Below are 25591 nucleotides of genomic sequence, written 5' to 3' on the forward strand. Positions count from 1 at the left end.
GTTGCCGCGGCCCCAGGTTCAGCCCACCACTATTTAAAGACGTCCACGGACGTCTTTTTTTATGTTCTGTTTTTTGCTCAGAAGCGGCAGAGTGAAGTGTTTATGTTCAGCACGTGCCCGCCGAAAGTCAGCTGCTACCTGCGGTGGATCAAGCCGGGGATCACAAAGGCGTGCCAAAGTGGCAAGCTGTCACTGAATGCGAAGTCGTCCACGCCGGGCAGACTTCCTCTCTCCCTGCCCCGCTCGATCCGGGCTGCGCTGCCTTGAGTCAGTGGCGGTGTTCATCACACAAAGAAGGAGATGATGACGATGAAAGCGGCTGTTGTCGGTAAAGATCACAGAGTAGAGGTCGTTGAGAAAACCTTGCGACCGTTGAAGCACGGTGAAGCCTTGCTCCAGATGCAATGCTGCGGCGTTTGCCACACCGACCTGCATGTGAAGAACGGCGATTTCGGTGACAAGACCGGGGTGGTCCTGGGTCATGAAGGCATTGGCGTCGTCAAGGAGGTCGGACCGGGCGTCACCTCCCTCAAGCCAGGTGATCGCGCCAGCGTGGCCTGGTTCTATGAAGGCTGTGGGCACTGTGAGTACTGCAACAGCGGCAATGAAACGCTCTGCCGCACGGTGAAGAACGCCGGTTATACCGTGGACGGCGGCATGGCCGAAGAATGCATCGTCGTTGCCGATTACTCGGTGAAGGTGCCGGACGGGCTGGATTCGGCGGCTGCCAGCAGCGTGACGTGCGCTGGCGTGACGACGTACAAGGCCGTAAAAATTTCCAACATCCGTGCCGGTCAGTGGATCGCCATCTATGGCTTGGGTGGCCTGGGCAATCTTGCGCTGCAATATGCGAAGAACGTGTTCAACGCCAAGGTGATCGCTGTTGACGTCAACGATCAGCAACTGGCCTTCGCTGCCGAGATGGGCGCTGATCTGACCATCAACTCCTTGCATGAAGACGCTGCCAGGTTGATTCAGGAGAAAACCGGCGGTGCGCACGCCGTGGTCGTCACCGCAGTGGCCAAAGCCGCTTTCGACTCTGCCGTGGACGCCCTGCGCGCGGGCGGCAGACTGGTTGCGGTGGGCCTGCCTTCGGAGTCCATGAACCTCAATATTCCGCGACTGGTTCTCGATGGCATCGAAGTGGTTGGCTCGCTGGTCGGCACTCGTCAGGATCTTGTCGAGGCATTTCAGTTTGCCGCCGAGGGGAAGGTGGTGCCCAAGGTGACGCCGCGCAAGATTCACGAGATCAACGACATTTTCGAAGAAATGCAGCACGGCAAAATCAAAGGCCGGATGGTAGTCGAGTTTGCCAGCTGACTGAAAATAGCCTCTGAACGAAGCTCGGCCAGGCAGGGATTCCCCCGCGCCTGGTCGAGTCGTCGGCAGGGTCAGGCGCTGGAATGTCCGGCGCTTGCGTCAATAAACGCCGGATATTCGCGCGGCGACGCCTCATGACACCTCACCAGCTCACCCTGATACCGACTGTCCCGCTCAGAGTTTCCAGCGCTTCGCTGTCCAGGTTCGTGTCGTAATCCACTGCCAGGTACAGGCTCACGCCGCCTGACAATCTGGCCGCCACGCCAACACCCAGGTCGGCGCTGGAGGACTTATGCCCGGTTTTGATTCGGTCAAGCCCGTTGTAGGTAACGGTGTCCCTGCCGGCAAACGTATGCCAGGTATTGGCCCGCAGGTAGGGCTCGATCGGGACGCCATTGGCTGTATATCTGCCTTTGAGCCGGGCGCCGATACGGCTGGTCCAGTAATCCTGAGAGTCGAAGGAGACATCCGAGATGCCGTCGTTTTGCTTATCCAGGTCAACGCTCTGGTGGATGACCTGTGCTTGCGGCTCGACGACCCAGTGCTCCGAGAGGGGTAACGGGTAACCACTTTCCAGCGAGAGCGTAACGGCGCGGCCTTCAGTGTCCAGCTTGACGCCACGGTCAGATCGATTGGTGCCATCGAGGCGGGTGCCCATTGCCACGGCGTCGAGGTACCAGCCCTGGGGCTCTGACAGCGTCCAGTAAGCGCCGTAATGATCCCCTTCAAGCTTCAGATGACCCGCATTGCGATGCTGGAAACCATCGGCAAAACCATCGACATCACCCCGCAAACGGCTCTGGCCGACGAACAAGCCCATACGCTGCAACAGACCAGAATCCATGGTTGAGGCGTAGAGGTCGTGGCCGACCTGATACCCCTGGCTTGAGCCATCGAAGCGCGGGGATACGGTACCCGACCAGCTTTTGCGCATATCACTGCCGTAAATCCGCGCCCAGCCAGCGGGTGTCACGCCGGTTTCGCTCAGTAGACTTTGTTCGCCCTGGCGATCATGGAAAGTGCCCAGTGCCGACAACGCCATCATTTGCGCAGCAGGCACAATGACCGAATAAACCGGCACCTCCAAGCGATAAAGCGGGATGGGATCGGCGCCAGCAGTGGCCTGCGGAACTGCGGGCGTGGTGGCTGCCGGCTGCGGCGAAACGGCAGCTTGCGCCGTCGAGGGGGCGGCCGGAGGATCTGCAGGCGCGACCGGTGTGGACGTCGGCGCCTCGACGGGCGGTTCGTCGGCACTGACCACGGGCGCTATCGCAGCCACCGGGGTGGTGACAGGCGGCGTCACGGTGGCTGGAGAGGCCGGCGCAGCGCCGAGAATGCCCACCGCAGCGACCGACGAGCGCAGATACCAGTTGTTCTCGGTGCCCGCCGTCACACCTCCCTTGAACAGGTAATACTGATAAGCGCCAGCCGACACAGAGCTTTTCAACGCGAAGGCATCACGGGTACTGGTGGCGCCGTTAAGCGCCTGAACGACTTCGATACCGTTGGTCTGGGTCAGTCCACCCAACCCTCCCAGATTGGTCACCGCTAATTGCGTGTTGCCACTGATCGAGCCTTGGGAAACGATCAGTTTGTCACTGGGCGACGCGTCATCCCCCAGCACCGTTTGCACCAGCAACTGACCGCCCTTGCCCACATAGTTGCCGTACACGCTGAGCGTATCGCCAGCGACCGCACTGCCGCTCGCCATATCAATGACCCCGGCGTTGTTGAGCGTGACCAGCCGGTCCGCCTCATAAGGGCGAATTGCACCGTGGCTTGCGGTCAGTGTGCTCGTGTTATCGATGTTGAATTGGCCAGTCGTGCTGGCGCTGTCACCGAGGAAAAAGTTGCCGTTGCCCAGATTGAAACGAGATTGATTGACAAGATTGACGCTCTCCCATCCTACGTAACGCGCCGGATTGGCAGAAGCGGTGTTGCTGAAGGTCAGTGTGTCCACGCCCAGGCCACCATCGACCGACGGGGTCGCGCCGAGCGTACGCTCAGTGAGGTTGGCGAGCAGCGCAGTATCGTCGCCGTCGCCCATCAGCACTGCCGACTTGATCAGCCCGCCGCCGTCCCACGTGAACAGGTCATTGCCTGCGCTGGCACGGATCTCACCGGAAATCACACCGCCGGTTACCGTAATGCTGTCATTGCCACCGCTGACGCTGATATTTCCGCCAATCGTGCCGCCGGATACGATGATGGTGTCACGCCCAAAGCCGGTCACCAGGTTGCCGATGATCTGGCCGTTCGACATGTCGAAAATATTGTTGTCGAGTTTCATGTCCACACGACCGATGGTGCCTCCGCTCATCGTAGCCACGTCGCCGTCTTCGAAAGCCCCGACAATGGTGCCACCGCTCATCAGGAACGTATCACGACCATCCCCTTGCGACAGGGACTTGATCGAACCGCCGGTCATCTCGAAGAAATCGGGCGCCGCCCCCTGATTGACGGCCCCCGTGACGGTTCCCGCAGTAATGCGAACGATATTGGCACCGTCTCCCAGGTTGATCGAACCTGCGATAGTGCCGGAATCCATCAGTAACTGGTCAACGCCCGGACCGAACAGAACATTCCCGTTAATCGTCCCGGTACCCGCTGCGGGGAAGCGCAAACTGTTGTTGCCCGATAAATCGGTAAGAGAGGAACTGCTACCACTGTCGCAGACGTAGCTGTCATTACCTGCACCGGGTGTCAGTGTGCAAGCGGCCTTAATCTCCGTGACTGGCAATAACAACATAGATACGCAAGACATATAGAGAATATTGCTGACGCTCGCCCTTATGGGCTGCTTCATCAAATACTCCGCTGGGCATTGCCCAAAGCTGGATTACTTCCTTTTAATCACCGCTGCCTAATGCGTCAGATGACACCGAGTTGGTACTTCTGTTTGTTGAGCAAAGGATATTGCTTGCGACCTGTCAAGTTTGAGAGCGGAGTACCTCAGTCATTTTGACGCAGGGCCACCTCGTTGTGACAACGTTAACAAGCGCGTAGACTGCGCCAAATCTGGTCATTACCTTCTCATACTCATAATAGTTTGCTGACTGCATTCACCGCCTCGGCTTGAGCCCTGCGCGGCGTTTTTGCTTGTCGGCGTTTGGTGGATGAGCCTGGCGACCCTGACATATTCCTTGAGGCGGACGCGTCCTTCATGAACACCACCGATGCTCGCACTGGTAGTTGGCTCAGCGTGATCGCGCTGGCCCTGGCGGCTTTTATCTTCAACACCACCGAGTTCGCGCCGGTGGGTTTGCTGAGCGCTATCGGCCATAGTTTCGATATGACCACCGCACAGGTCGGCCTGATGTTGACGGTGTATGCGTGGATCGTTTCCCTGACGTCGCTGCCGATGATGCTGATAACGCGCAACATCGAGCGGCGCAAGCTGCTGATGTTCGTGTTCGTGCTGTTCATCATCAGCCATGTGATGTCGAGCCTTGCATCGAGTTTCGGGCTGTTGCTGGTCAGCCGTGTCGGCATCGCGCTGTCACATGCCGTATTTTGGTCGATCACCGCCTCTCTGGCGGTGCGCGTGGCGCCTGCGGGCAAGCAGGTTCAGGCCTTGGGCTTGCTGGCAACAGGCACTTCACTGGCGATGGTGCTGGGGATTCCACTGGGCCGTGTGCTGGGTGAAGCACTGGGCTGGCGTGTGACGTTCCTGGCCATTGCTGGCGCAGCGGGCCTGACCGTGCTGGTATTGATCAAATCGCTGCCACTGCTGCCAAGCCAGAACTCGGGCTCTCTGCGCAGCCTGCCGATCCTGTTCAAGCGCCCCGCGCTGGTTTCGCTGTTCGCCCTGACGGCGCTGGTGGTCACTGCGCAGTTCACCGCCTACAGCTATATCGAACCGTTCGCGCAGCTTGTCGGGAAGATGGACGGCAGCATGGTGACCCTCATCCTGCTGCTGTTCGGCGGCGCGGGAATCCTCGGTTCCGTGATGTTCAGCCGTTACAACAACCGTTATCCGCTGGGCTTTCTGATTACGGCCATCGGGGCGTTGAGTGTGTGTCTGGTGCTGTTGCTGCCGCTCTCCGGCAACGCGCCGTTGATGGCGACACTGAGTATCGTCTGGGGCATGGCGATCATGTGCTTCGGTCTGGTCATGCAGGCCAAGGTTCTGGCCATGGCACCTGACGCCACGGACGTTGCGATGGCGTTGCACTCCGGGATCTACAACATCGGCATCGGCGGCGGTGCGCTGCTGGGCAGTATGGTAATCAGCCAGCTGGGCATTGCCAATATCGGGTTGGTGGGTGGTCTGGTGGCGCTGAGCGGCTTGCTGCTGGCGTGTTTGGCAAGCTACCGCTACGCCGACACCATTCGTGCCTGAATGACTTCGTCACAGGCCGTTAACTCAGGTTGCTGCGAGCCCAGCGCTCGACATCCATCACGTCAATGGCCTGCTGCTTGTTGAACGTCACGTCCCGGTCCCACGCGACGCCCTTCCCCTGTGCAAACACGGCTCGATATTTCTTGATCGAGTCTTCAGGGTCGCCCGCCAGTTGCGCTTCCAGAAACGGCACGCTCCACTCCACACGCTGGAAAGCGCGGCCTGAAACCGCTTCCAGCATGCTCGCCAGTTGTCCGTAGGTCACCGTGTCGCCAGCGATATAAACGACCTGATTGCGAATGCGTGGCTCGGCAAAAACAATGCTGGCGGTCAGCGCCCCGATGTCTTCGGGTGTGGTCACGGTCACCGCCGTTTCCAGGCTGCCGAGCGCATGGACCGTGTCATTCGCTAGATCGACAACACCCAGCACCGGCGCGAACAAAAAGCTGGTGAACATGCCGGTGGAGACGATGACCCACTCCGTTTTGTCCTGTGCTCGCAATAAATCGCGGACATCGAGTTGCTCATCGAACAGATCCTGCGGGCTGCCACGGCCAATCAAGTCGTAATCCACACCGAACTGCCACGGAAAATAGCGCTGTATGCCAGCCTCAAGCGCGGCCTGCGTCAGCTTGAGTTGCGTACCGCGACCAGCGACAAAACCTGCACAACTGATGACAGTGTCGAACGGTGCGAACATCTCGGCCAGTTCGCTGACAGAACATGCAACCAAGTCGCCCGCCAGCATCGCCACACCCAGATTGCGCAGTTGCGCGATGACCCGTCGCTTGTCCGGCGATTGCGATTCGGTGGCCGATGCACGCAGCAGCACTGTGACGTTGGAGTCGGCGCGTGCCGCCAGAGGCGCCAGATGGCGTAATACCGACAGGCCGAGTTCACCGACCCCGAGGACCAGAATCGATTGGGAAACAGTTGAGTGGTTATCAGTGCGCATGGTCAATCCTGTGTTGTATTGCCTGGAACGTGAAGCCATGCTGGCACAGTTGCAAACAGCCCATAAGAAGGCACATCCGTGATACCACGTACTGAAAAACTCGATTACGAAGAGATTCTACGCCGCTCGCAAGCGGCGTGTGATGCCCTGAGCGCAGATGAAGACGGCCTCAAAAGAGAAGTGCTGACCCACGCCGGCAACCGCTGGTCGCTGGGAATCGTGCATGCGCTGGGCGTATCGGGAAGATTGCGCCACGCAGAAATCGGCAGACGGATGGACGGCGTTACCCAACGCATGTTGACCCGCACACTGCGCCTGCTGGAACGCGACGGACTGATCCTGCGACACGACTTCAAGGAAGTCCCGCCGCGAGTCGAATACGAACTCTCAGAACTGGGAATGGGCCTACTGGCGCGGATGATTCCGCTGTGGACCTGGGTGATGGAAAACGCTGACGGCTTTCGCCATTCACGGGCTAAATTCGATGCCCAGCCTAAAGTAGGCATGCCGAAAGCGCGGGTCGAAATGCCTTGATTCACTTCATGCTTATTTCTGGACCGCTTCGTCAGCCAGAACCCAACGTACGTTTGATTCAAAAAAAATGTATTAAAACTGCATTATTTCGAATTTGTATGACCTGCGCTTTCTGACCACACTCAGGGCGTTTCGAGGTCGCCGCACAGCTGACGCAACGGCTTTGCGATGCAGTTCGGCCTTTGATCGACCTTGCACGTGCCCCTTTTGTGCGGGAGTTTGACCTTCACCGGCAAGCTCCCATTTCTCCCTGGATTTTTCTCGTTTGAAAACGCTTGTGCGCAGTTTCATCCCTCATCCCCTGAATACCCGTCCCGCTGAATGGTGCCGTGCCGCGCTGGGCGCATGTTTTGGAATCTTTCTTACTGGATTGCTGAGCCGTGAGCTGTTCGGCATCGACGTCACACTGCATCTGCTCGGCCCCATCGGGGCTTCGGCAGTGTTGCTGTTCGCGGTGTCCGCAGGCCCACTGGCGCAGCCGTGGTCGATCATCGGCAGTTACCTGATCTCGGCGCTGGTTGCGCTGCTGTGCATCCACCTGCTGGGCAATACCATCAGTGCTGCGAGTGTCGCGGTGTGTTCGGCGATCGTGATCATGTGTGTCTGTCGCTGCCTGCATCCACCGGGCGCGGCGGTGGCGATCAGTATCATCACATCTCAAAACACGATTTCCGGGGCAGGACTGCACGTGCTGCTTCCGGTCATGCTCAACGCTTCAGCCCTGTTGATCACGGCGTTGATCTACAACAACCTGACCCAAGTGCGTTACCCCAAACCCCACGCCAGATCCGAAACCGGGTTCCCATCGATTTCAAAGCCTGAACCCGGTGGTTTTCAGGCGCAAGACCTGGCAAAAGCACTGGAGGATGTCGGCACATTCGTCGATATGTCCCACGAAGACCTGGAAACGATCCTGCACAAAACCGAAGAAAACGCCCGGCATCGCAACCGCAGCGATATTGACACCACCAGGATTATCGCCCGCAACATGCAGAGCCTGACGCTTGAGCATTCGGTGGCCGATGCGATGAAGATATTGGCCCGGCAAGGCGGTCAATACCTGCCCGTGCTCGACGCCGATCACAAGGTGATTGGCGTTATCAGCCTGGTGGATTGACCTGTACCCCTTGGGATGCAGGCGAGCCTATAGGAGATGGCGACACGCGTTAAATCAACGGTCCCAGCGCTGCGACCAGTCACCCTTCTCTTTGGCGATTTCACGCAGCAGCGCCAACGCCCGCTGCAGGCCCGAGGATGCGTTCTCCCGCGAATAGATCAGATAGGTCGGGTAGCTGAACTCAGGGGCCAGCGGCACTCGCTCGAAGAGGCCGCGATCCAGGTAGGACTGAACCACTCGTGTTCGAAAGTAACCGGCGCCGCCGTTATCGAGCATGTACTGCAGCGCGAAGGGACCAAGGTTAAAGGCCACAGCCGCCTTGGATTTTTCCGGCATTGCCGCGTCATGTTGCTGACGAAACGCAGGGCCCCAATCGATGTAGATGTAAGGCTCGGGCTTACCGACGACACGCACCAGAATCAGCTTCTCTTCAAGCAGTTCCTCAACCTGAAGCCCCGGCCAATACGTCGGTTGATACACCAGCGCGGCATCCAGCACGCCGCGCTCGATGTCCTTCATCAACGCATCGCCCTCCTTGACCTGTGAATGCAGCGCGTAGTCGGGAATCGAGTGTGTGATCGCGCGTACCCAATGCAACATCAGCGGATTGCACAGGCTCATCTCCGCGCCCACGCGCAGCACGTGGCGATAGCCATCCGGCAGCGGAAGGTCGCGGCGCGCGGCATCCCAGGTTTGCACCAGTTGATTGGCGAACACCACGAACGCCTCACCGTCGCAGGTCAGCCTGGCGCCTGTGCGGTTGCGAATGAACAACTTGCAGTTCAGATGGCCTTCGAGCTTCTGCACGCGGGCGGTGATGGCGGTCTGGGTGACGTGCAGCTTCTGGGCAGCGGCCATCAGGCTGCCCAGACGGACGATTTCGAGAAAGGTACGGGCAAGGTCAATGTCCATCGATGCGGCTCGGCTTCTGGCTTCAGGATCGCGGCGCCATGGTAGCGCAGTGGTATGCCGTCCAGCGGGAAAGCCGGGAAGATTTGCGATTGAGCGGGCGGAGCATCTGGCAGAAATCGGAAATTCACTGTCTCATGCAGCAGGTTCGTGCAGATCATGAACCCCTTCCCTACCCTTCTGCGGAAACGACCATGAAACATGCCCTGTTCACCGGCCTGCTCCTGACTGCACTCGCCCTGCCCTCCGCGGCGTCCGCCAACGACGACAGCAGCCAGTGTCAGATGAATCTGAGCAAAGTCCGCGATGCAAAAGTGGCCAGACCAGACCTCAGTGATGCCGTGAAAAGCGATGTCGACACCACCGTCCACCGCGCCGAATCGGCACTGGCGCGGCATAACGCTGATGGTGCACGGGAGTGCGTTTCATTGACCCAGCAGGCGTTACAGAAAATTCAGGGTAACTGAGTCGCTCGCCAAGAATTGTCAACGAGCAAGAAAAGGATGGTCCATGGATACCTGCAACATGTAGAAGGCACGCTCACCAAACGCGGCGCAAGGATATGGCCGCCGATTCACGCTGTTGATTTACATCAATACGTGCAGGAATGACCTTCGACATACGTGCAATTACTTGCGCATGTACAGAGGCGTGCCGAGCTTTGGCACGCCTCGCCGAAGTTTCGCATTCCATAGGCTTTGTGCCGGGCTTCAGACAAATAACGTCCACAAGGCAAAACCGGCGTACCAGACGATCGCCGCGCGGATAAGCAACTCCCAGAGCACGTCGAGGCTGTTCACGCCCTCGACACCAACAGACGGGGCGGGCACTTCACCCGCCACGCAACCGGCTCTGGCGATCAACGTCGAAGCACTGATGTTCCAGTTCAGCAACTCGCTGAGCATCACCCGACTGACCGCAACGAAGTTACCCACCAGCGCGAAACTCGCCGCCAGCAGGCGCACGGGCACCCAGTCAAAGGCATGGCGCAGTTGGGTCGCGCGCTCGACCAGCTCTGGCGTCTTGCCATGCTCGGAAGCCAGAGCCAGCAGTCGATACGCCAAAGCGGCCACCGGCCCGAGCAAGAAATACCAGAAGATCACGGCGAAGAAGCTCTGATAGACCTGCCACAACAGATACGTCTGGACGCCGCCGAGCAATTGCTCCTCGTTTTCGGCCTGGACCCCCAGATCACGCTCGGCCACCAGCACCGCTGCTTCCCGATCGCCACGTCTGCAAGCATCACGGAACGCGCCAAGATTGGCCTTTACGTTGCCGCGCCCAAGGCTGTAGATCAGCACCAGAAGATGAATCGGCAGCGCCAGCCAGCCATATGCGACGGAGTCAAGAATCACCAGAATCAGCGCCAGCACCAACAGTGGCAGCAACACGGTCAACGTCAGCATCCACCACGGGCGCGTGGCCGTGCGCGGGTTGGACTCAAGCCGCGCGAGCTGATTCAGCCAGGGCGCATCATGCTGCACGCGCTGACGCAGGGCGGAAAACTTCTCGATCCATACGGCCAACAGCAACACCAGAAAACTCATTACCTACTCCTTGATTCAATCCTGCAAAGCCGAACGAAAGCGTGCCCAGTCAAAGCACGGGCCGGGATCGGTCTTGCGCCCCGGCGCAATGTCACTGTGCCCGCAGATTCGCTGTGAGGTGATCGCAGGCCATGTGGACTGCAACTGCCGGGTCAGGGCGATCAACGCTTGGTATTGTGCGTCGGTAAACGGCTGATCATCAGTGCCCTCCAGTTCGATGCCGATGGAGAAGTCATTGCAGGTCTCCCGGCCTTCGAACAGCGAAACGCCGGCATGCCAGGCGCGATCCAGGCAGGAGACGAACTGGGTCAGGACGCCATCACGCTCGATCAGAAAATGCGCGGAAACCCGCAGGTCTGCGATGCCTCCAAAGTAAGGATGCTCCGTGACGTCCAGGCGGTTCTGGAAGAACGCTTGCACTTTGCCCGTCTTGAACTGCGCGGGCGGCAGGCTGATGTTATGGATCACCAGCAGCGAGATTTCCGCATCCGGACGGGCATTGAAATTGGGGGATGGACTAGGGTGCGCGCCGTGGCACCAGCCAGTGGCAGGGTCCAGTTGCATGGAAGATCCTTAAAGCCGAATCGATAGCGGCCAGTATGCCCGCGATGGGAAAGGATGTGGGGCAAATCACTGCACTGCATGACGCGCTGTGGGAGTGAGCAACCGCAACGCCTTATCCTTTGAGCTTGCGCAGATTACCCAAAACCGATTCCAGCGCTCGGTCGAACAGCAACGAATCCTCCAGCACTCGAATCGCTCCGCGACGGAACTCGACGGCAAGTCCCATGCGGGTCTTCTCCAGCACCTTCATCCCGGTACGGTTGACGAATACGTAGCGCCCGCTCGGCTCGACGATTGCCGCGAGTTTGCACCGCAGCTTGTGCTCTTCGTCTTCCTGAATCTCGACCCAACTGCCCAGCCGCAACTTCCCGACCTGCAGCAGACCTTCGTCGTCCTCCGGCAAATGCATCAACGGCTCGCTCTGCACCTGCTCGCCCGGCGCGACCAGCACGATCTCCTCCACCACCGCCATCATCGACGGCCCTTCGCCAGCCACGCTCACTGGCAATTCGACGCTGGCTGGCTCTGCACCAGCTTCCTGCGTGCGCGCAACATGGTTGAACGCTTGCACATGCAAGGCTTCGAGCTGGCTGAAAAATTCGCTGGTGGCAAAGGGGTCGAACGCGGCACTGCTCAGCCCGTCGCGCAGAGACTTGAGCAGCCCTGGCACCAGTTCCAGCAGACGCTGGCGGGCATCCGGTTCTTCGTGCGGCTCGACACTCCAGATCAGTTCGTCCATTGCCTGCAATCCGGCCGTCCACTCGATGGACTGTTCGCCATGCTTGAGGCATGTCAGCAGCAGCACCTTGCTCCAGGCTTCCTGCAACAAGCGCACCACCACCTCGGGCAGGGTCTTGCCGAGCAGACGATCGTTGAGCGCCTGCTGTACGCGTTGCCGCGCAAGTTCCGCCAGCGCCCGGCCTTCTTCGGCATCGCGAGTACGCTGTTCGAGCAATTCGCTGCGACGTCGCTCGTCGCTGGTAAAGGCCAGAAAATCCACCAGCAACTCGGTGAAGATCGCCGGATCATCGACGAAATCATGCAACAGCCGCTGCACGATCTGCTCGATGCGCGTGTACAGCGAGTCCCGCTGGCTATCGTCGCGCCCGCCCCAGCCCAACGCCGCCGAAGCGATCTCGTTGAGCAGACGCCGTGCCGGGTGGCTGCCCCGGCTGAAAAAACTTTTGTCGATGACCGCAACTTTCAGCATCGGAATCTGCAGACGCCCGATCAACGCCCGCAGCGAACCGGGCAAGTTACGGTCGTCGAGAATGAATTCGAAGAGCATCGAGATCAGGTTGATGACGTCTTCATCGATGGTGCCGACGGTGCGGAATTTTCCGCTGCGAGCACTCACACGGGCGATCAGCTGTTCCAGTTGCGCGCGCAGATCGAAGTCATCAGGCGTCTCGGCGCGCGGCACGTATTGCTGCAGGTGAGACAGAAGACGCAGCAGATCCTGACTGGAAATCGGTCGGACTTCGCCTGCGCTGTCCGGTCGCGGCGTCAAGTTGCCCCGCACGTGGGCCAACAACTCCTGCAACGCGGAAAAAACTTCCTGCACGCTTTCATCGAGTTTCTCGGCCACCTGAACCATCGCCGCACTTTCGGCGCGCCGCGTCTCGGAATCGGCGTTCGATCTGGCGGAACGATCGGTAGAACGACGCGACGGCAGAACCTTCAGATCAGGCAGCACACCAGCGGCGATCAGCAACTGGTTGGCGGCCTCATACAGTTGATCGGCATCGGACAGAGCGTAGCGTTCGAAGAGCTTGAGGATGATCAGCTTGACCTTGATTTCGACGCCCAGATTGCGCCCGGCCTGCAAGAAGAAATCGCACAGCAGCGTCGGCCCCAACGGGTTCGTTTCGTCGGTCAGCGGCTGGGGGATCAACTCGTTCAGCCGCGTGGTCAATTGACTCAGCGCCACGCCATCACGACTGACCACCTTGGTCACCATCGAATCGATGGCAACAGTACGCTCCAGATCATCGTTATGGACCAGCGCCAGTTTGTCGAACGACACGGGTTCGGTAAGGATCGGCTCGGCGATTTCATACTGACCGAGGCGCAGAAACGCATCGAAGAATTTGTCCAGAAAATTGCGTTCGATACTCTTACGCTTTAGCCGCAGGTCACGCATGGCTTCAAAAAAGATGTTTTGCTCGGCGTTGTTATGCGCACGATCCGCCATCTCGAACAACGTGTCGTCAGCATTATCGAACAGGGTCTGCAGGCTTTCCTTGAGCTGCTGTGCGGCTTTATCACGCACTTGCAATAAAACGACGGGCAGCCGGGCAGCGACAGGCGAAGACCCCAGCTGATCAGCAGGCATCTTGCTCAAAGGCACCACTTTACCGTCGTTCTGCATCAAGGACCTCTCGTTAAACATCATTTAAACAGCCACTGCGATAGCCACAACACGATCCCAAGCGAACGATAGCTCCACTTGGACAATCTCGAGTTATGTAGTCCTTGAATCACGCAGGCAGAACGTCAGCCTATGACGTCAAATACAAGGCAAAGTATCTTTTAAAACGCTTGCGCTCGCCAGCGGGCACGCCCCTTTAGATAGAATAATAGGTAGCAGAGAGAAACGCGCTGGGATAGACCGCGAAAAACCGGTTCCATCGCAGAAACGGCAAAAAAACCGACAGAGTGCATGGCATCCATTCAGTTGAAGGCTTCCAGGCCCGTGAGTCGGTACAGCTGGCTGCCTTATACTTGCCGCACATAGTTAGTGGAATCCGATATGCCGAATTTAGTCCTAGCTTCGCTCACCGCAGAGATTGAGGCCAACGTACGCCGCGCGTTGCTGGAGGACGTCGGCACAGGCGACCTCACCGCCCAACTTATTCCCGCCACGCGCCTGGCCAGGGCCACCGTCATCTGCCGCGATGATGCGGTGATCGCCGGTACCGCCTGGGTCGACAGGGTTTTTCGCCAGCTGGACCCGCGCGTCGCGGTGCACTGGCAAGTGGTCGATGGCAATCGGGTCAAACCCAACCAAGCCCTGTTCCACCTCGAAGGCCCGGCCCGTTCGCTGCTGACCGGCGAACGCAGCGCCCTGAACTTCCTGCAAATGCTCTCGGGCGTGGCAACCCGCGCTCAGCACTACGCGGATATGGTCGCCGACACTCAGGTCAAACTGCTCGACACCCGCAAAACCCTGCCCGGCCTGCGCATGGCGCAGAAATACGCCGTAACCTGCGGCGGCTGCCACAACCACCGCATCGGCCTGTTCGACGCATTCCTCATCAAGGAAAACCACATTGCAGCCTGTGGCGGCATCGCCGACGCCATCACCGCCGCGCACAAGATCGCCCCGGGCAAGCCGGTGGAAGTCGAAGTGGAAAACCTCAACGAGCTGCAACAAGCCCTCGACGGCGGCGCCGACATCATCATGCTCGACGAACTCAGCCTGGACGACATGCGCCAGGCCGTGCGTCTCACCGCTGGCCGCGCCCGGCTGGAAGCCAGCGGCGGAGTGACCGATGCGACCTTGCGCAGCATTGCCGAGACCGGGGTGGACTACATCTCGATTGGCACGCTGACCAAGGATGTGAAAGCGGTGGATTTGTCGATGCGGTTGAGTATTTGACGTAAATCTCTGTGCGCGTGTGCTTGCCCGACTTGCCTTCCAGTTCGCCACGCGCGGTACAGCCGGTGCAGCGCTCTGGCAGCCGCCACTGACACAATGGCCATCCGCAGCAAGCACCCAAATCGAACAATCCTGGCCGCGTTGTCTGTTTTGGTCGCTCTGCTCAGCAGCAACTGTCGTCTAAGCTGCTCGTTCACCGCGATGGTGTGGGGGCGCACGGGAGAAAAGAGAGATGGCAGATCTGATTTTGCTTCACGGCGGCAACCACGGCTCCTGGTGCTGGGCGCCGCTGCTGGAAGAATTGGCAAAAGAACCCGCGCGGTTTCAGCGCATCATCACCCTCGACATGCCAGGCTGCGGCAGTAAACGTGGTCGCGACAACTCGCAACTAAACCTGGCGACGGTTGTAAAAGAACTCAACGACGGCCTGCGCACGGCAGACGTCAAGCAGAGCATTCTGCTGGGCCACTCAATTGCTGGCGCCCTCGTGCCCATGATGGCGGTCGAGGATCCGTCGCTCTATTCGCAGCTGATCTATCTGGCGACCTCGCTACCTGCCGAAGGGCAGAGCATCATGCAGCTGCTGGGCACCGGTCTGCACGGCGAAGATCCCGAGCATGTTGGTTATCCAATCGATCCACTTGCAAGCACGCCGCAAGCACTCAGCGCCGCCATGTTTGGCCAGGATTTGAGCGAGGTCCAGCTGAGCTGGTTATTGAGCGAAGTGGCACAAGACAGCACGCCGCCGGCAGTCGCTCTGGAACCGGTCACGCGCGCCGGTTACCAAGGCCTGATGCCCGCCACCTACATCCTCACCCAGCGCGACAACATCCTGCCGCCGCTCTGGCAACGTCGCTTTGCCGAACGGGCCGGGGCAGCGCGCATTATTGAAATCGATACGCCACACGAGCCCTTCGTTTCGCATCCCGCGCTACTTGCCGAGGTGCTGCGGAGGTTGAGCTAGGGGTGTTGTTCTCTGTTTTGCGGGCGCGGTGCGAGGCGGTGTTGGGCGTGACCAGATGCCGGGGTGCTCAAACGAGTATGAGTGCTACTCCTACGTTCAACACGCTACCTTCGAAACGAAAAAGCCCGGTCTCGAGGACCGGGCTTTTGGGTGTTGCTGGTGCCGAAAATAGGAATCGAACCTACGACCTTCGCGTTACGAGTGCGCTGCTCTACCGACTGAGCTACTTCGGCGGTCTAGCCAACTTAGACGATTAATTAGCGCTAGCGGTGATACAGCCCTTTGGCTGATAGTCGGCATCTACACTAGTAGTACACGTCCATGTGCCATCAGTAGCACGAGCGAGAGTGATCGTTTTTGTATTGACGACAGGAGGGGCATTTATCAGTGTGCACACCAGCGCAGCGGTAGTAGCACCAACAGAGACAGTGCAGTTGGAAGAGCTTGCTGGAACATTGATATTGGTGCTATCTGGCGTTGCACCTTGGTTAATCTGATCTTCATAACCAGTTTTCAAGGCAGTCAATTCCGCATAACCAGCAGTAACCTTAGCTTTGGCTTGGTACTTGGAATATGCAGGAATGGCGATCGCCGCCAAGATGCCGATAATCGCAACAACGATCATCAGTTCGATCAGTGTGAAACCTTTTTGTGCTTTCATTGTTCGCTCCAAAATCACGAATATAGTGTGAGGCTGTGCCGCTTGATGCATCCTCTATGCCAACTTCTTTATCACATTTGTCTACTCGCCATAGCTTTCTTGACGCTGCCCCTTCCATAGCCAAGCAGAAAGTGACATTTAATGTCACCTCCGGCTCATCCAATTGGCAGCGCAGCCTGACTACGCTATAAACCACACACTGTGTACGTCTGGTGGTTTTATGACTGATGTTGTCCTCACCGGTTTGGCCAAACAACTTGTTGTGGCCAACCTGCTTGATCAAAAAGTAGCCAAGCAAGCCTACCAGCAGGCTCGACGTGACAAAGTTTCGTTGGTCAGCTACCTCGTACAAAACAAGCTGGTTAATAGCCTGGCGTTAGCGGAATTAGCATCCGACCAGTTTGGTCTGGCCTTTCTTGACCTGAGCACGTTAGACAAGGACAGCCAACCAAAAGGATTAGTGAGTGAAAAACTGGTCCGTCAGCACGCCGCACTGCCGTTGTGGCGTCGCGGCAATAAACTGTTCGTGGGTATCTCGGACCCGACCAATCATCAGGCAATTACGGATATACAGTTCAGCACTGGTTTGAATACCGAGGCCATTTTGGTCGAAGACGACAAGCTCAGCGTAGCCATTGACAAAATGTTTGATACCCACGGCGGGCTCAGCGAGATGGCTGATGTCGACCTTAGTCTTGAGATCGAAGCCGTAACCGCGAATAAAGAAGCGACGCTGGATGAGGTCGATTCCGAAGACGCTCCCGTGGTTCGCTTTGTTAACAAAATGCTGATGGATGCCATTCGTCTTGGCTCCTCCGACCTGCACTTCGAACCCTATGAAAAAACCTTTAGGGTTCGACTGCGTACGGACGGCATTCTTCACGAAGTTGCCAAACCGCCGACCCAACTGGCGGGGCGTATTGCTGCGCGGCTGAAGGTCATGGCAGGGCTGGATATCTCTGAGCGACGCAAACCCCAGGACGGCAGGATCAAGCTGCGTATTTCCAAGACGCGTGCGATCGATTTCCGCGTCAATACGCTGCCTACGCTATGGGGCGAAAAAATTGTCATGCGGATCCTTGATCCCGCCAGTGCACAGATGGGTATCGATGCTTTGGGTTATGAGCCTGAACAGAAAGAACTTTACCTGCAGGCGCTACGCCAACCGCAAGGAATGATCCTGGTTACAGGTCCTACCGGCTCCGGGAAAACGGTCTCCCTCTATACCGGTTTGAACATCCTGAATACCGTAGATATCAATATCTCAACCGCCGAAGATCCGGTGGAAATTAACCTCGAAGGCATCAACCAAGTTAACGTCAATCCGCGTCAAGGTATGGATTTCTCTCAGGCACTGAGGGCATTCCTGCGCCAAGACCCGGATGTGATCATGGTGGGTGAAATTCGCGACCTTGAGACGGCTGAGATCGCTATCAAGGCTTCTCAGACCGGGCATATGGTTTTGTCGACATTGCACACCAACAGCGCGGCCGAAACCCTGACCCGGCTGCACCACATGGGCGTAGCGGCTTTCAACATTGCGACAGCAATCAACCTGATCATTGCCCAGCGTCTGGCACGTAAACTTTGCTCCAGCTGCAAGAAGGAAAATGATATTCCTCGCGAAACGCTGATTGCAGAAGGGTTTCCGGCGGAGAAAATCGGCACCTTTAAACTGTACTCACCAATAGGTTGTGATCAGTGCAATGCTGGCTATAAAGGCAGAACCGGAATTTATGAAGTTGTGAAGACCACGCCTGAACTTGAACGCATCATCATGGAGGAAGGCAACTCCATTGAGATTTCCGCGCAGATGCGCAAAGACGGCTTTAATGACCTGCGCACTTCGGGACTTAGGAAAGCCATGCAAGGCGTGACCAGTCTAGAAGAAGTCAACCGGGTGACCAAGGACTAGGTATGGCAACCAAAGCAAAAAAAACCAAGGTGGCCAAACCTGTTGTATACGCTTGGGAAGGTATAGACAAAAAGGGCGCCAAAGTGACCGGCGAATTGCCCGGGCACAATCCTGCCCTGATCAAAGCGCAGTTGCGCAAGCAAGGCATCAACCCGCTCAAGATCCGCAAAAAGTCGGTGTCCATTTTCAGCGCGGGCAAAAAAATCAAGCCGCTGGATATCGCTTTTTTCTCGCGGCAGATGGCGACCATGATGAAGGCAGGGGTCCCACTGCTCCAGTCCTTCGACATCATTAGCGAAGGCTCCGCCAATCCGAACATGCGCAAGCTCGTCGACGACATAAAGCACGAGGTGGCTGCCGGGCACAGCTTCGCAACTGCCCTGCGACAAAAGCCTCAGTATTTTGATGACTTGTTTTGCAATCTGGTCGACGCTGGCGAACAAGCCGGGGCGCTGGAATCCCTCTTGGACAGGGTCGCTACGTACAAGGAAAAAACCGAGTCGCTGAAAGCAAAAATCAAGAAAGCGATGACATATCCAATCGCGGTAGTGATCGTCGCGTTCATTGTGAGCGGTATTTTGCTGATCAAGGTAGTTCCTCAGTTCCAGCAGCTCTTTGCCGGATTTGGTGCAGATTTACCGGCTTTTACTGTCATGGTTATCGGCCTTTCTCAAGTGCTGCAGGATTACTGGCTTATTTTGTTGGTTGCGGTTTTCTTGATAGTTGTGGGGTTCAGGCATGCACGTAAGACGTCCGAAAAGTTCAGAAATGGGCTTGATCGTACGCTGCTTAAACTTCCAATCATCGGGCAATTACTCTATAAGTCAGCCGTTGCTCGATATGCCCGTACATTGGCAACGACGTTCGCTGCAGGGGTGCCTTTGGTGGAGGCTCTGGATTCCGTTTCAGGAGCCACGGGGAACATTGTTTTCAGGAATGCGGTAAATAAGGTAAAGCAGGACGTCTCCACAGGCATGCAGTTGAATTTCTCAATGCGCAGTACGGGCGTCTTTCCGACACTCGCTGTGCAGATGACCGCCATCGGTGAAGAGTCCGGGGCCCTGGACTCCATGCTCGACAAAGTGGCGACGTATTACGAGGAAGAAGTCGACAACATGGTCGACAGCCTCACCAGCCTCATGGAACCTATGATCATGGCGGTACTGGGCGTCATCGTCGGTGGCCTCGTCATCGCCATGTACCTCCCCATCTTCCAGCTCGGAAACGTCGTCTAGCCATGTCCCTCCTCGACCTCCTGGCCAGCTCCCCACTGGCCTTCGTTTTATGCACCCTCGTTTTAGGCCTGCTCGTCGGCAGCTTCCTCAACGTAGTCATCTACCGCCTGCCGAAAATGATGTTCCGGGACTGGAAAATCCAGGCGCGGGAAGTGCTGGAGCTGCCGCCAGAACCGGAAAGCGAAACCTTCAACCTGACGCTCCCCCACTCCCGCTGCCCGCACTGCTCGCACAAAATTCGCCCATGGGAAAACCTGCCAGTCATCAGTTATCTGTTCCTGGGCGGCAAGTGCTCCGGTTGCAAAGCGCCGATCAGCAAGCGCTATCCGCTGGTCGAGCTGGCGTGTGGTGTGTTGTCGGCTTTCGTGGCCTGGCATTTCGGGTTTGGCTGGCAGGCGGGAGCGGTGTTGCTGTTGAGTTGGGGGTTGTTGTCGATGAGCTTGATCGATGCCGACCACCAGCTATTGCCGGATGCGATTGTGTTGCCGTTGTTGTGGCTGGGTTTGATCGTTAACTCGTTCGGTTTGTTTGCCTCGCTGACTGATGCGCTGTGGGGTGCGGTGGCTGGGTATCTGGTGTTGTGGGCGGTGTTTTGGCTGTTCAAGCTGGTCACTGGCAAGGAGGGCATGGGGTATGGCGATTTCAAGTTGCTGGCGATGCTCGGTGCCTGGGGAGGCTGGCAGATTTTGCCGTTGACGATTTTGTTGTCGTCGATTGTCGGTGCGGTGCTGGGCCTGATTCTATTGCGGCTGCGCAATGTCGAGACGAGTACGCCGATACCGTTCGGGCCTTATCTGGCCCTTGCGGGGTGGATCGCATTGCTCTGGGGTGATCAAATAACCACTTCGTATTTGCAGATCGCCGGTTTCAGATGACTTCTTGCGCAACAAAACCCTGGATTCTGGGCCTCACGGGTGGCATCGGCAGTGGCAAGAGCGCGGCAGCGCAATGCTTTGTCGAGTTGGGCGTGCATCTGGTGGACGCCGATAACGCCGCGCGCTGGGTGGTTGAGCCGGGGCGGCCGGCTTTGGCGCAGATTGCCGGGCACTTCGGCGCGCAGGTGCTGCAGGCCGACGGCACGCTGGACCGCGCAGCGCTGCGTGAGCTGATTTTCAAGGATCCGCAACAGCGCACCTGGCTTGAGGGGTTGCTGCATCCGCTGATTCGCGAGGAGATTGGTCAGTACCTGGCGCGTGCAGAATCGCCTTACGCGATTCTGGTGTCGCCGTTATTGCTGGAGACTTCCCAGCATCAGACCGTGCAGCGGGTGCTGGTGATCGATGTGCCTGAAGCGGTGCAGATCGAGCGCACGGTGCTGCGCGACAAGACCAACGAGGAGCAGGTTCGCGCGATTCTCAAGGTGCAGGCCAGTCGTGAAGAGCGTCTGAGCCGCGCCGATGACGTGCTCGTCAATGATCGCGACCCTGCCTGGCTGAAAAGCGAAGTCGAGCGACTGCATCACTTTTATCTAACTTTGCGTGGAGGCCAATGATGAGCCAACCAATGACCGTCGATTGCCCAACCTGTGGAGCGCCTGTGGTGTGGACGGCGGAGAGTAAATTCCGGCCGTTCTGTTCAGACCGTTGCAAACTGATCGACCTCGGCGCCTGGGCGTCGGAAGAACATGCGATTCCAGTAGCGCCAGACGCAGAGGACGAGTTGTTTTCAGGTGAGTTCGATCCGCGGCAGCATTGATGCTCGCCGCCTCCCACAGTCGAGCGCGTAGTACGCCACATCATCTGTAGGCGACGTCGGAGGTTACGACACCAGCGAAGCCGGGGTCATGCCACAGCACCTACCGGTTCCTTGCCAGCCAACACAGCCGCCAGGCTCGCCAGCACCATCTCACCCATCCGCGTGCGGGTCTGGACGGTGGCGCTGGCCCGATGAGGTTGCAGGACCACGCTTTCCAGATCGAACAGCACCGGCGGCACCTTCGGCTCGTCGACGAACACGTCCAGCCCCGCGCCCGCAATGGCGCCCGATTGCAGCGCCGCGATGAGGTCCGGCTCGTTGACCAGGCTCCCACGCGCCACGTTAATCAGATACCCCTCTGCACCCAGCGCTTCCAGCACTTGAGCATTGATGATGCCCTTGGCCTTGTCCGCAGCGGCTGCGACGACCAGCGCATCGCTCTGCCGCGCCAGCGCCAGCAGGTCGCCGACGAAGGTGTACGGCACGTCGCTCATAGGGTTGAGGTCGGTGTAGCTGATCGGGCAACCGAAGGCAGCTGCGCGCGTGGCGACAGCACGCCCTACCCGGCCCAGCCCGACGATACCGACGCGCATGCCGCTGAACTGACGCGCCAGTGGCAACGGCACCAAAGGCGTCGCGGTCCTGGCCCAGGCGCCGGAGCGCACGTAGCGATCACCGGTGCCCAGCCCACGACAGGTCGAAATCAATAAGCCGATGGCAAGGTCGGCGACATCTTCGGTCAGTGCGCCAATGGTGGCGGTGACGCGAATGCCGCGGTCGCGCGCATAGGCCAGATCCACGGCATCGGTGCCCACGCCATTGACCGCGATGACTTCCACGTTCGGCAGCTGCTCCATCACCTGGCGGGTGATGCCGGTGTGACCGCCCGTGATCACGCCACGAATGTTAGCGCCGTGTTCCGCCAGGTAAGCAGCTTTGTCGCTCTGCTGAAAATAGGGCCGCAGGGTGTATAGCTCGTTGAGCCGCGCATTGATTTCAGGAATCAGGATCGGGCTCAGTTGCAGGATTTCAGCTTTCATCAGCGTCTCGCTCGCGTCGAATGTGGAAGATCAACCACGGCCCACGAAAGGCATGTTGGTGGCCATGACGGTCATGTTCAGCACGTTGGCCGAGAGCGGCAGCGCCGAGATGTAGCGCACGGCATCGGCGATGTGTTTGACGTCGATCATCGGTTCGACCGCCATCGAGCCGTTCGCCTGGCGCACGCCCGTGGTCATGCGTACGGACAATTCGGTAAGCGCGTTACCGATGTCTATCTGGCTGCAAGCGATGTTGAACTCGCGGCCGTCCAGCGCCAGGCTTTTGGTCAGCCCGAGCACCGCATGTTTGCTGGCAGTATAAGGGCCGGTGAACGGACGCGGCACGTGGGCGGAAATTGAGCCGTTATTGATGATCCGGCCACCCTGCGGCAACTGCTTGCGCATTAAGCCGAACGCGCCACGGCTGCACAGGAAAACCCCGGTGACGTTGGTGTCGATGACGCTCAGCCACTTCTCGATGGGCAACTCATCCATCGGCACAGCGGGCGCGTTGACGCCTGCGTTGTTGAACACCACGTCGAGTCGGCCGTAGACCTGTTCGATGGTCGCGAACAGCTTGTCGACGCTGGCCGGGTCGCGCACGTCGGTGGACACCGCCAGTGCTTCACCGCCCTGCTCGCGGGCCAGCGAGACCAGTGCTTCCAACGGCTCGATACGACGTCCGGTGACCACGACCTTGTAGCCATCTTCCAGCAGACCCAGTGCAACGGCGCGACCGATGCCGCTGCCTGCGCCGGTGACCAGGGCAATTTTGGAGTTCGATTGTTCAGTCATTGTTGTTCTCCTGTTGCGTGTCTGAATGCGTCAGTTCTGAGTAGGCCGATCAGCGCGACGGCTGCCGACCCGCACGTCGAATTCCCCGATACCGCTGATGCCGCCGTTGATCACATCGCCTGCCTCAAGTGCCGCCACGCCGGGCGGGGTGCCGGTCATGATCAGATCGCCCGCGCGCAGGCTGACGGAATGGGAGAGCTGGCTGATGATCTCGCTGACCGACCATATCTGGCTTTCCAGATCCGAGCGCTGGCGCTCCACGCCATTGACGCTGAGCCAGATTGCGCCCTGTCTCGGATGGCCGACGAGGCTGACCGGCTGAATTGGAGTGATCGGCGCCGAGCCGTCAAACGCCTTGGCCTGTTCCCACGGATTGCCCACCGCCTTGGCCGCCATTTGTAGGTCGCGCCGGGTCAAATCAAGCCCTGCGGCGTAGCCCCACACGTGCCCCAGCGCCTGTTCTTCACTGATCTCGAAGCCGTCCTTGCCGATGGCGATCACCAGTTCGATTTCATGGCAGAACTGCTCGGTCTGGGTCGGAAAAACCAGTTCGCCGCTGGCATCGATGACCGACGTCGCAGGCTTCATGAAAAATGCCGGGACCTCACGTGCGGCATTCAGCGAGTCGCCCCAGGGGTAATTGCGCCCCAGACAAAACACCCGGGCGATGGGGAAACGTGCATCGCTGCCATTGACCGGCAGGCTGCTAATACGCACGGGTTCGAATACAAAGTCGCTCATGGAAATTCCTCGTGGCCGGTGGCCGTTTCATCCAGAGACTACGGGATCGAACTGCCCCAAAGTTGGATAAAACCGTGTTCACGCTGGACTAAAAAACTCAATGTTCAGGGCATAAAAAAGGCGTACTCACGTACGCCCTTGCCCAGTTCGGCAAAAGGTCACACACACATTCGCGAAACTTATTGCGCCTTGAGCTGGATGCGATAAATACGGCCCAGCAGCAGCGAGTAAGACAGGGTGCCGATGCACGCCACACCGCCGATGAACCAGAACGCCCACGCAAAGTTGCCGGTCACGTGGAGGATCTGGCCGATGACAATCGGGGTCACAATGCCGCCGATATTGGCGGCCAGACTGGTGATCCCGCCCGTCAGACCGATCAGTTCTTTGGGCGCAATCTCCGAGACCGCCGCCCAGGATGCCGATGCGATGCCTTGGGCGAAGAAGGCGACAGTCAGCAAAGCGATGCAGACTTCGTTGGAGTCGGTGAAGTTGACCAGCATGATCGACATGCCCAAGGCGGAGCCCACCACTAATGGCAGTTTGCGCGCGAAGGACAGCGACACGCCGCGACGGATCATCCAGTCGGAGATGAACCCCGCCATCAATACGCCCACCGTAGCGCCGATGAACGGCAGCACCGCGAAAATGCCGACTTTGACCATGGTCAGATGCCGCTCTTCAATAAGGTACGTCGGGAACCAGGTCAGGAAGAAATACAGGGCCGAGGTGCTGGCGAACTTGCCGATGCAGATCGCCCAGACCTGACGATATTTCATCAGCTCGGCAATCTGCGTCCATTTGAATGTGTTCCTGTCCTGACTGCTTTTGACCAGCCCACCGCCCGCCTCGATGTAATCCAGTTCTTCCTTGCTGACCTTCTTGCAGTTCAGCGGGTCGCGATACAGGTAAAGCCAGGCGACCCCGAACACAATGCCGACGATGCCAGTGCTGTAGAACACGTGGCGCCAGTCGTAGGTGGTCGCCAGCCACAACAGCAACCCGGTGAACAACGCAGTGCCCAGGTACTGACCGCACACGTAGATGCTGCTGGCCATGCCGCGCTCCCGGGCCGGAAACCAGACCGTCACAGCGCGACTGTTGGCCGGAAACGCAGGGGCCTCCAAGGCGCCAATGGCCAGACGCAAACCAAACAGCGACGAAAAGCCGCCGACCAGTCCCTGGCAAACCGTGACGGCAGACCAGGAGATCAGAGAAGCGCCGTAGGTCAGCCGCGAGCCGAAGCGGTCAGCGATGAACCCGGCAGGCACCAGCGCGAATGCATAGGTCCAGGCAAACGCGGAGAAGATCAGGCCCATCTGAACCTTATCCAAGCCAAGGTCCTTGGCCATGAAGGGGGCAGCGATGGAAATGTTGACCCGGTCCACGTAGTTGATGATTGTGGCGATCAACAACAGCGAGAGCATGAACCAGCGGCGGTGGGACACGGGACGTGCAGGCGCAGCGGCCCTGGGAACAGCCACGGCAGCATCGATCGCCTGAATATCAGGATTGCTCGACATGAAAATTCCTCGTTGTTTTTATTGGAATCGAGTAATGAAGCGCGCTCCTAACTTATCGTACGACCTGCTTTAAACAAGATACGGCTTAGACCGTTTTTGGATTTCACAGATGTGTCTTAAGCATATGTCCAAA

General features: G+C 58.4%; 23 protein-coding genes and 1 tRNA gene. 12 read left to right on the plus strand and 12 right to left on the minus strand.

Features of this window, described 5'->3' with window-relative positions:
• Window positions 1-309 precede the first annotated feature (309 nt).
• Window positions 310-1320: an alcohol dehydrogenase AdhP gene (gene adhP / locus EC915_RS11855; RefSeq protein WP_133750730.1), complete on the plus strand. Its 1011-nt coding sequence runs from the start codon at window positions 310-312 to the stop codon at window positions 1318-1320.
• 142 nt (window positions 1321-1462) lie between these two features.
• Here adhP and EC915_RS11860 read toward each other — a convergent pair whose 3' ends face one another.
• Window positions 1463-4126 carry an autotransporter outer membrane beta-barrel domain-containing protein gene (locus EC915_RS11860; protein WP_133750731.1) on the minus strand — a complete coding sequence of 888 codons (2664 nt, stop codon included), beginning with the start codon at window positions 4124-4126 and terminating at the stop codon, window positions 1463-1465.
• Between the two features lie 357 nt (window positions 4127-4483).
• On the opposite strand from EC915_RS11860, the gene EC915_RS11865 reads away from it, so the two are divergent.
• On the plus strand, window positions 4484-5662 hold the full coding sequence (locus EC915_RS11865; RefSeq protein ID WP_133750732.1) for a sugar transporter: 1179 nt from the start codon (window positions 4484-4486) through the stop codon (window positions 5660-5662).
• A gap of 19 nt (window positions 5663-5681) precedes the next feature.
• On the opposite strand, the gene EC915_RS11870 is transcribed toward EC915_RS11865, so the two are convergent.
• Window positions 5682-6617 (minus strand): aromatic alcohol reductase, encoded by a 936-nt coding sequence (locus EC915_RS11870; RefSeq protein WP_133750733.1) that lies wholly within the window; start codon window positions 6615-6617, stop codon window positions 5682-5684.
• 78 nt (window positions 6618-6695) lie between these two features.
• Between EC915_RS11870 and EC915_RS11875 the strand changes: the two genes are divergently transcribed.
• Together EC915_RS11875 and EC915_RS11880 are read left to right on the plus strand one after the other, a co-directional pair.
• Entirely contained in the window at window positions 6696-7151 is a 456-nt protein-coding gene (locus EC915_RS11875; protein ID WP_218568084.1) for a helix-turn-helix domain-containing protein, read from the plus strand.
• A gap of 265 nt (window positions 7152-7416) precedes the next feature.
• Window positions 7417-8268, plus strand: coding sequence for an HPP family protein (locus EC915_RS11880; RefSeq protein WP_133750734.1), 852 nt, complete (start codon window positions 7417-7419; stop codon window positions 8266-8268).
• Window positions 8269-8322: 54 nt separating this feature from the next.
• Here EC915_RS11880 and EC915_RS11885 read toward each other — a convergent pair whose 3' ends face one another.
• A complete protein-coding gene (locus EC915_RS11885) occupies window positions 8323-9180 on the minus strand; it encodes a LysR family transcriptional regulator (protein ID WP_133750735.1) in 858 nt (285 codons plus the stop codon).
• Window positions 9181-9182: 2 nt separating this feature from the next.
• On the opposite strand from EC915_RS11885, the gene EC915_RS11890 reads away from it, so the two are divergent.
• On the plus strand, window positions 9183-9644 hold the full coding sequence (locus tag EC915_RS11890) for a hypothetical protein (protein ID WP_133750736.1): 462 nt from the start codon (window positions 9183-9185) through the stop codon (window positions 9642-9644).
• A gap of 243 nt (window positions 9645-9887) precedes the next feature.
• Here the strand turns inward: EC915_RS11890 and ampE are convergent, their stop codons facing one another.
• The 3 genes from ampE to EC915_RS11905 all read right to left on the minus strand — a co-directional run bounded on the left by ampE (window position 9888) and on the right by EC915_RS11905 (window position 13659).
• Complete coding sequence (ampE, locus tag EC915_RS11895; protein ID WP_133750737.1) at window positions 9888-10724, minus strand: regulatory signaling modulator protein AmpE; 837 nt, start codon at window positions 10722-10724, stop codon at window positions 9888-9890.
• A gap of 15 nt (window positions 10725-10739) precedes the next feature.
• On the minus strand, window positions 10740-11288 hold the full coding sequence (gene ampD / locus EC915_RS11900; protein WP_133750738.1) for a 1,6-anhydro-N-acetylmuramyl-L-alanine amidase AmpD: 549 nt from the start codon (window positions 11286-11288) through the stop codon (window positions 10740-10742).
• Window positions 11289-11400: 112 nt separating this feature from the next.
• Window positions 11401-13659, minus strand: a complete 2259-nt coding sequence (locus EC915_RS11905; protein ID WP_133750739.1) for a DUF1631 domain-containing protein — start codon at window positions 13657-13659, stop codon at window positions 11401-11403.
• Between the two features lie 381 nt (window positions 13660-14040).
• Here EC915_RS11905 and nadC point away from each other — a divergent pair, with 381 nt between their 5' ends.
• Both nadC and EC915_RS11915 read left to right on the plus strand, forming a co-directional pair.
• Complete coding sequence (gene nadC / locus EC915_RS11910; protein ID WP_133750740.1) at window positions 14041-14889, plus strand: carboxylating nicotinate-nucleotide diphosphorylase; 849 nt, start codon at window positions 14041-14043, stop codon at window positions 14887-14889.
• Between the two features lie 232 nt (window positions 14890-15121).
• Entirely contained in the window at window positions 15122-15853 is a 732-nt protein-coding gene (locus tag EC915_RS11915) for an alpha/beta fold hydrolase (protein WP_133750741.1), read from the plus strand.
• Window positions 15854-16010: 157 nt separating this feature from the next.
• Here the strand turns inward: EC915_RS11915 and EC915_RS11920 are convergent.
• Together EC915_RS11920 and EC915_RS11925 are read right to left on the minus strand one after the other, a co-directional pair.
• Window positions 16011-16086, minus strand: a tRNA-Thr gene (locus EC915_RS11920).
• Window positions 16087-16106: 20 nt separating this feature from the next.
• Window positions 16107-16514 (minus strand): pilin, encoded by a 408-nt coding sequence (locus tag EC915_RS11925; RefSeq protein WP_133750742.1) that lies wholly within the window; start codon window positions 16512-16514, stop codon window positions 16107-16109.
• A gap of 220 nt (window positions 16515-16734) precedes the next feature.
• Here EC915_RS11925 and pilB point away from each other — a divergent pair, with 220 nt between their 5' ends.
• Genes pilB through yacG form a run of 5 tightly spaced genes read left to right on the plus strand, consistent with a single transcriptional unit; the run spans window position 16735 to window position 21359 of the window.
• Complete coding sequence (gene pilB / locus EC915_RS11930) at window positions 16735-18429, plus strand: type IV-A pilus assembly ATPase PilB (RefSeq protein WP_133750743.1); 1695 nt, start codon at window positions 16735-16737, stop codon at window positions 18427-18429.
• Window positions 18430-18431: 2 nt separating this feature from the next.
• Window positions 18432-19664, plus strand: coding sequence for a type II secretion system F family protein (locus EC915_RS11935; protein WP_133750744.1), 1233 nt, complete (start codon window positions 18432-18434; stop codon window positions 19662-19664).
• 2 nt (window positions 19665-19666) lie between these two features.
• Window positions 19667-20539, plus strand: coding sequence for an A24 family peptidase (locus EC915_RS11940; RefSeq protein ID WP_133750745.1), 873 nt, complete (start codon window positions 19667-19669; stop codon window positions 20537-20539).
• Window positions 20536-21156, plus strand: coding sequence for a dephospho-CoA kinase (coaE, locus tag EC915_RS11945; RefSeq protein ID WP_133750746.1), 621 nt, complete (start codon window positions 20536-20538; stop codon window positions 21154-21156). The genes EC915_RS11940 and coaE overlap by 4 nt, the downstream gene beginning before the upstream one ends.
• Window positions 21156-21359, plus strand: coding sequence for a DNA gyrase inhibitor YacG (gene yacG / locus EC915_RS11950; protein WP_133750747.1), 204 nt, complete (start codon window positions 21156-21158; stop codon window positions 21357-21359). The genes coaE and yacG overlap by 1 nt, the downstream gene beginning before the upstream one ends.
• A gap of 86 nt (window positions 21360-21445) precedes the next feature.
• Here the strand turns inward: yacG and EC915_RS11955 are convergent, their stop codons facing one another.
• From EC915_RS11955 to EC915_RS11970, 4 genes are all read right to left on the minus strand, one after another.
• Window positions 21446-22399, minus strand: coding sequence for a 2-hydroxyacid dehydrogenase (locus EC915_RS11955; protein WP_133750748.1), 954 nt, complete (start codon window positions 22397-22399; stop codon window positions 21446-21448).
• A 30-nt stretch (window positions 22400-22429) separates the two neighbouring features.
• A complete protein-coding gene (locus tag EC915_RS11960) occupies window positions 22430-23194 on the minus strand; it encodes an SDR family oxidoreductase (protein WP_133750749.1) in 765 nt (254 codons plus the stop codon).
• A gap of 30 nt (window positions 23195-23224) precedes the next feature.
• The gene (locus EC915_RS11965; RefSeq protein ID WP_133750750.1) at window positions 23225-23941 is read right to left on the minus strand and encodes a fumarylacetoacetate hydrolase family protein; all 717 of its coding nucleotides are present in this window, start codon (window positions 23939-23941) and stop codon (window positions 23225-23227) included.
• Window positions 23942-24114: 173 nt separating this feature from the next.
• On the minus strand, window positions 24115-25458 hold the full coding sequence (locus EC915_RS11970) for an MFS transporter (RefSeq protein WP_133750751.1): 1344 nt from the start codon (window positions 25456-25458) through the stop codon (window positions 24115-24117).
• Window positions 25459-25591 lie beyond the last annotated feature (133 nt).

It is taken from the genome of Pseudomonas sp. LP_7_YM, assembly GCF_004364435.1.
Taxonomy (GTDB): domain Bacteria; phylum Pseudomonadota; class Gammaproteobacteria; order Pseudomonadales; family Pseudomonadaceae; genus Aquipseudomonas.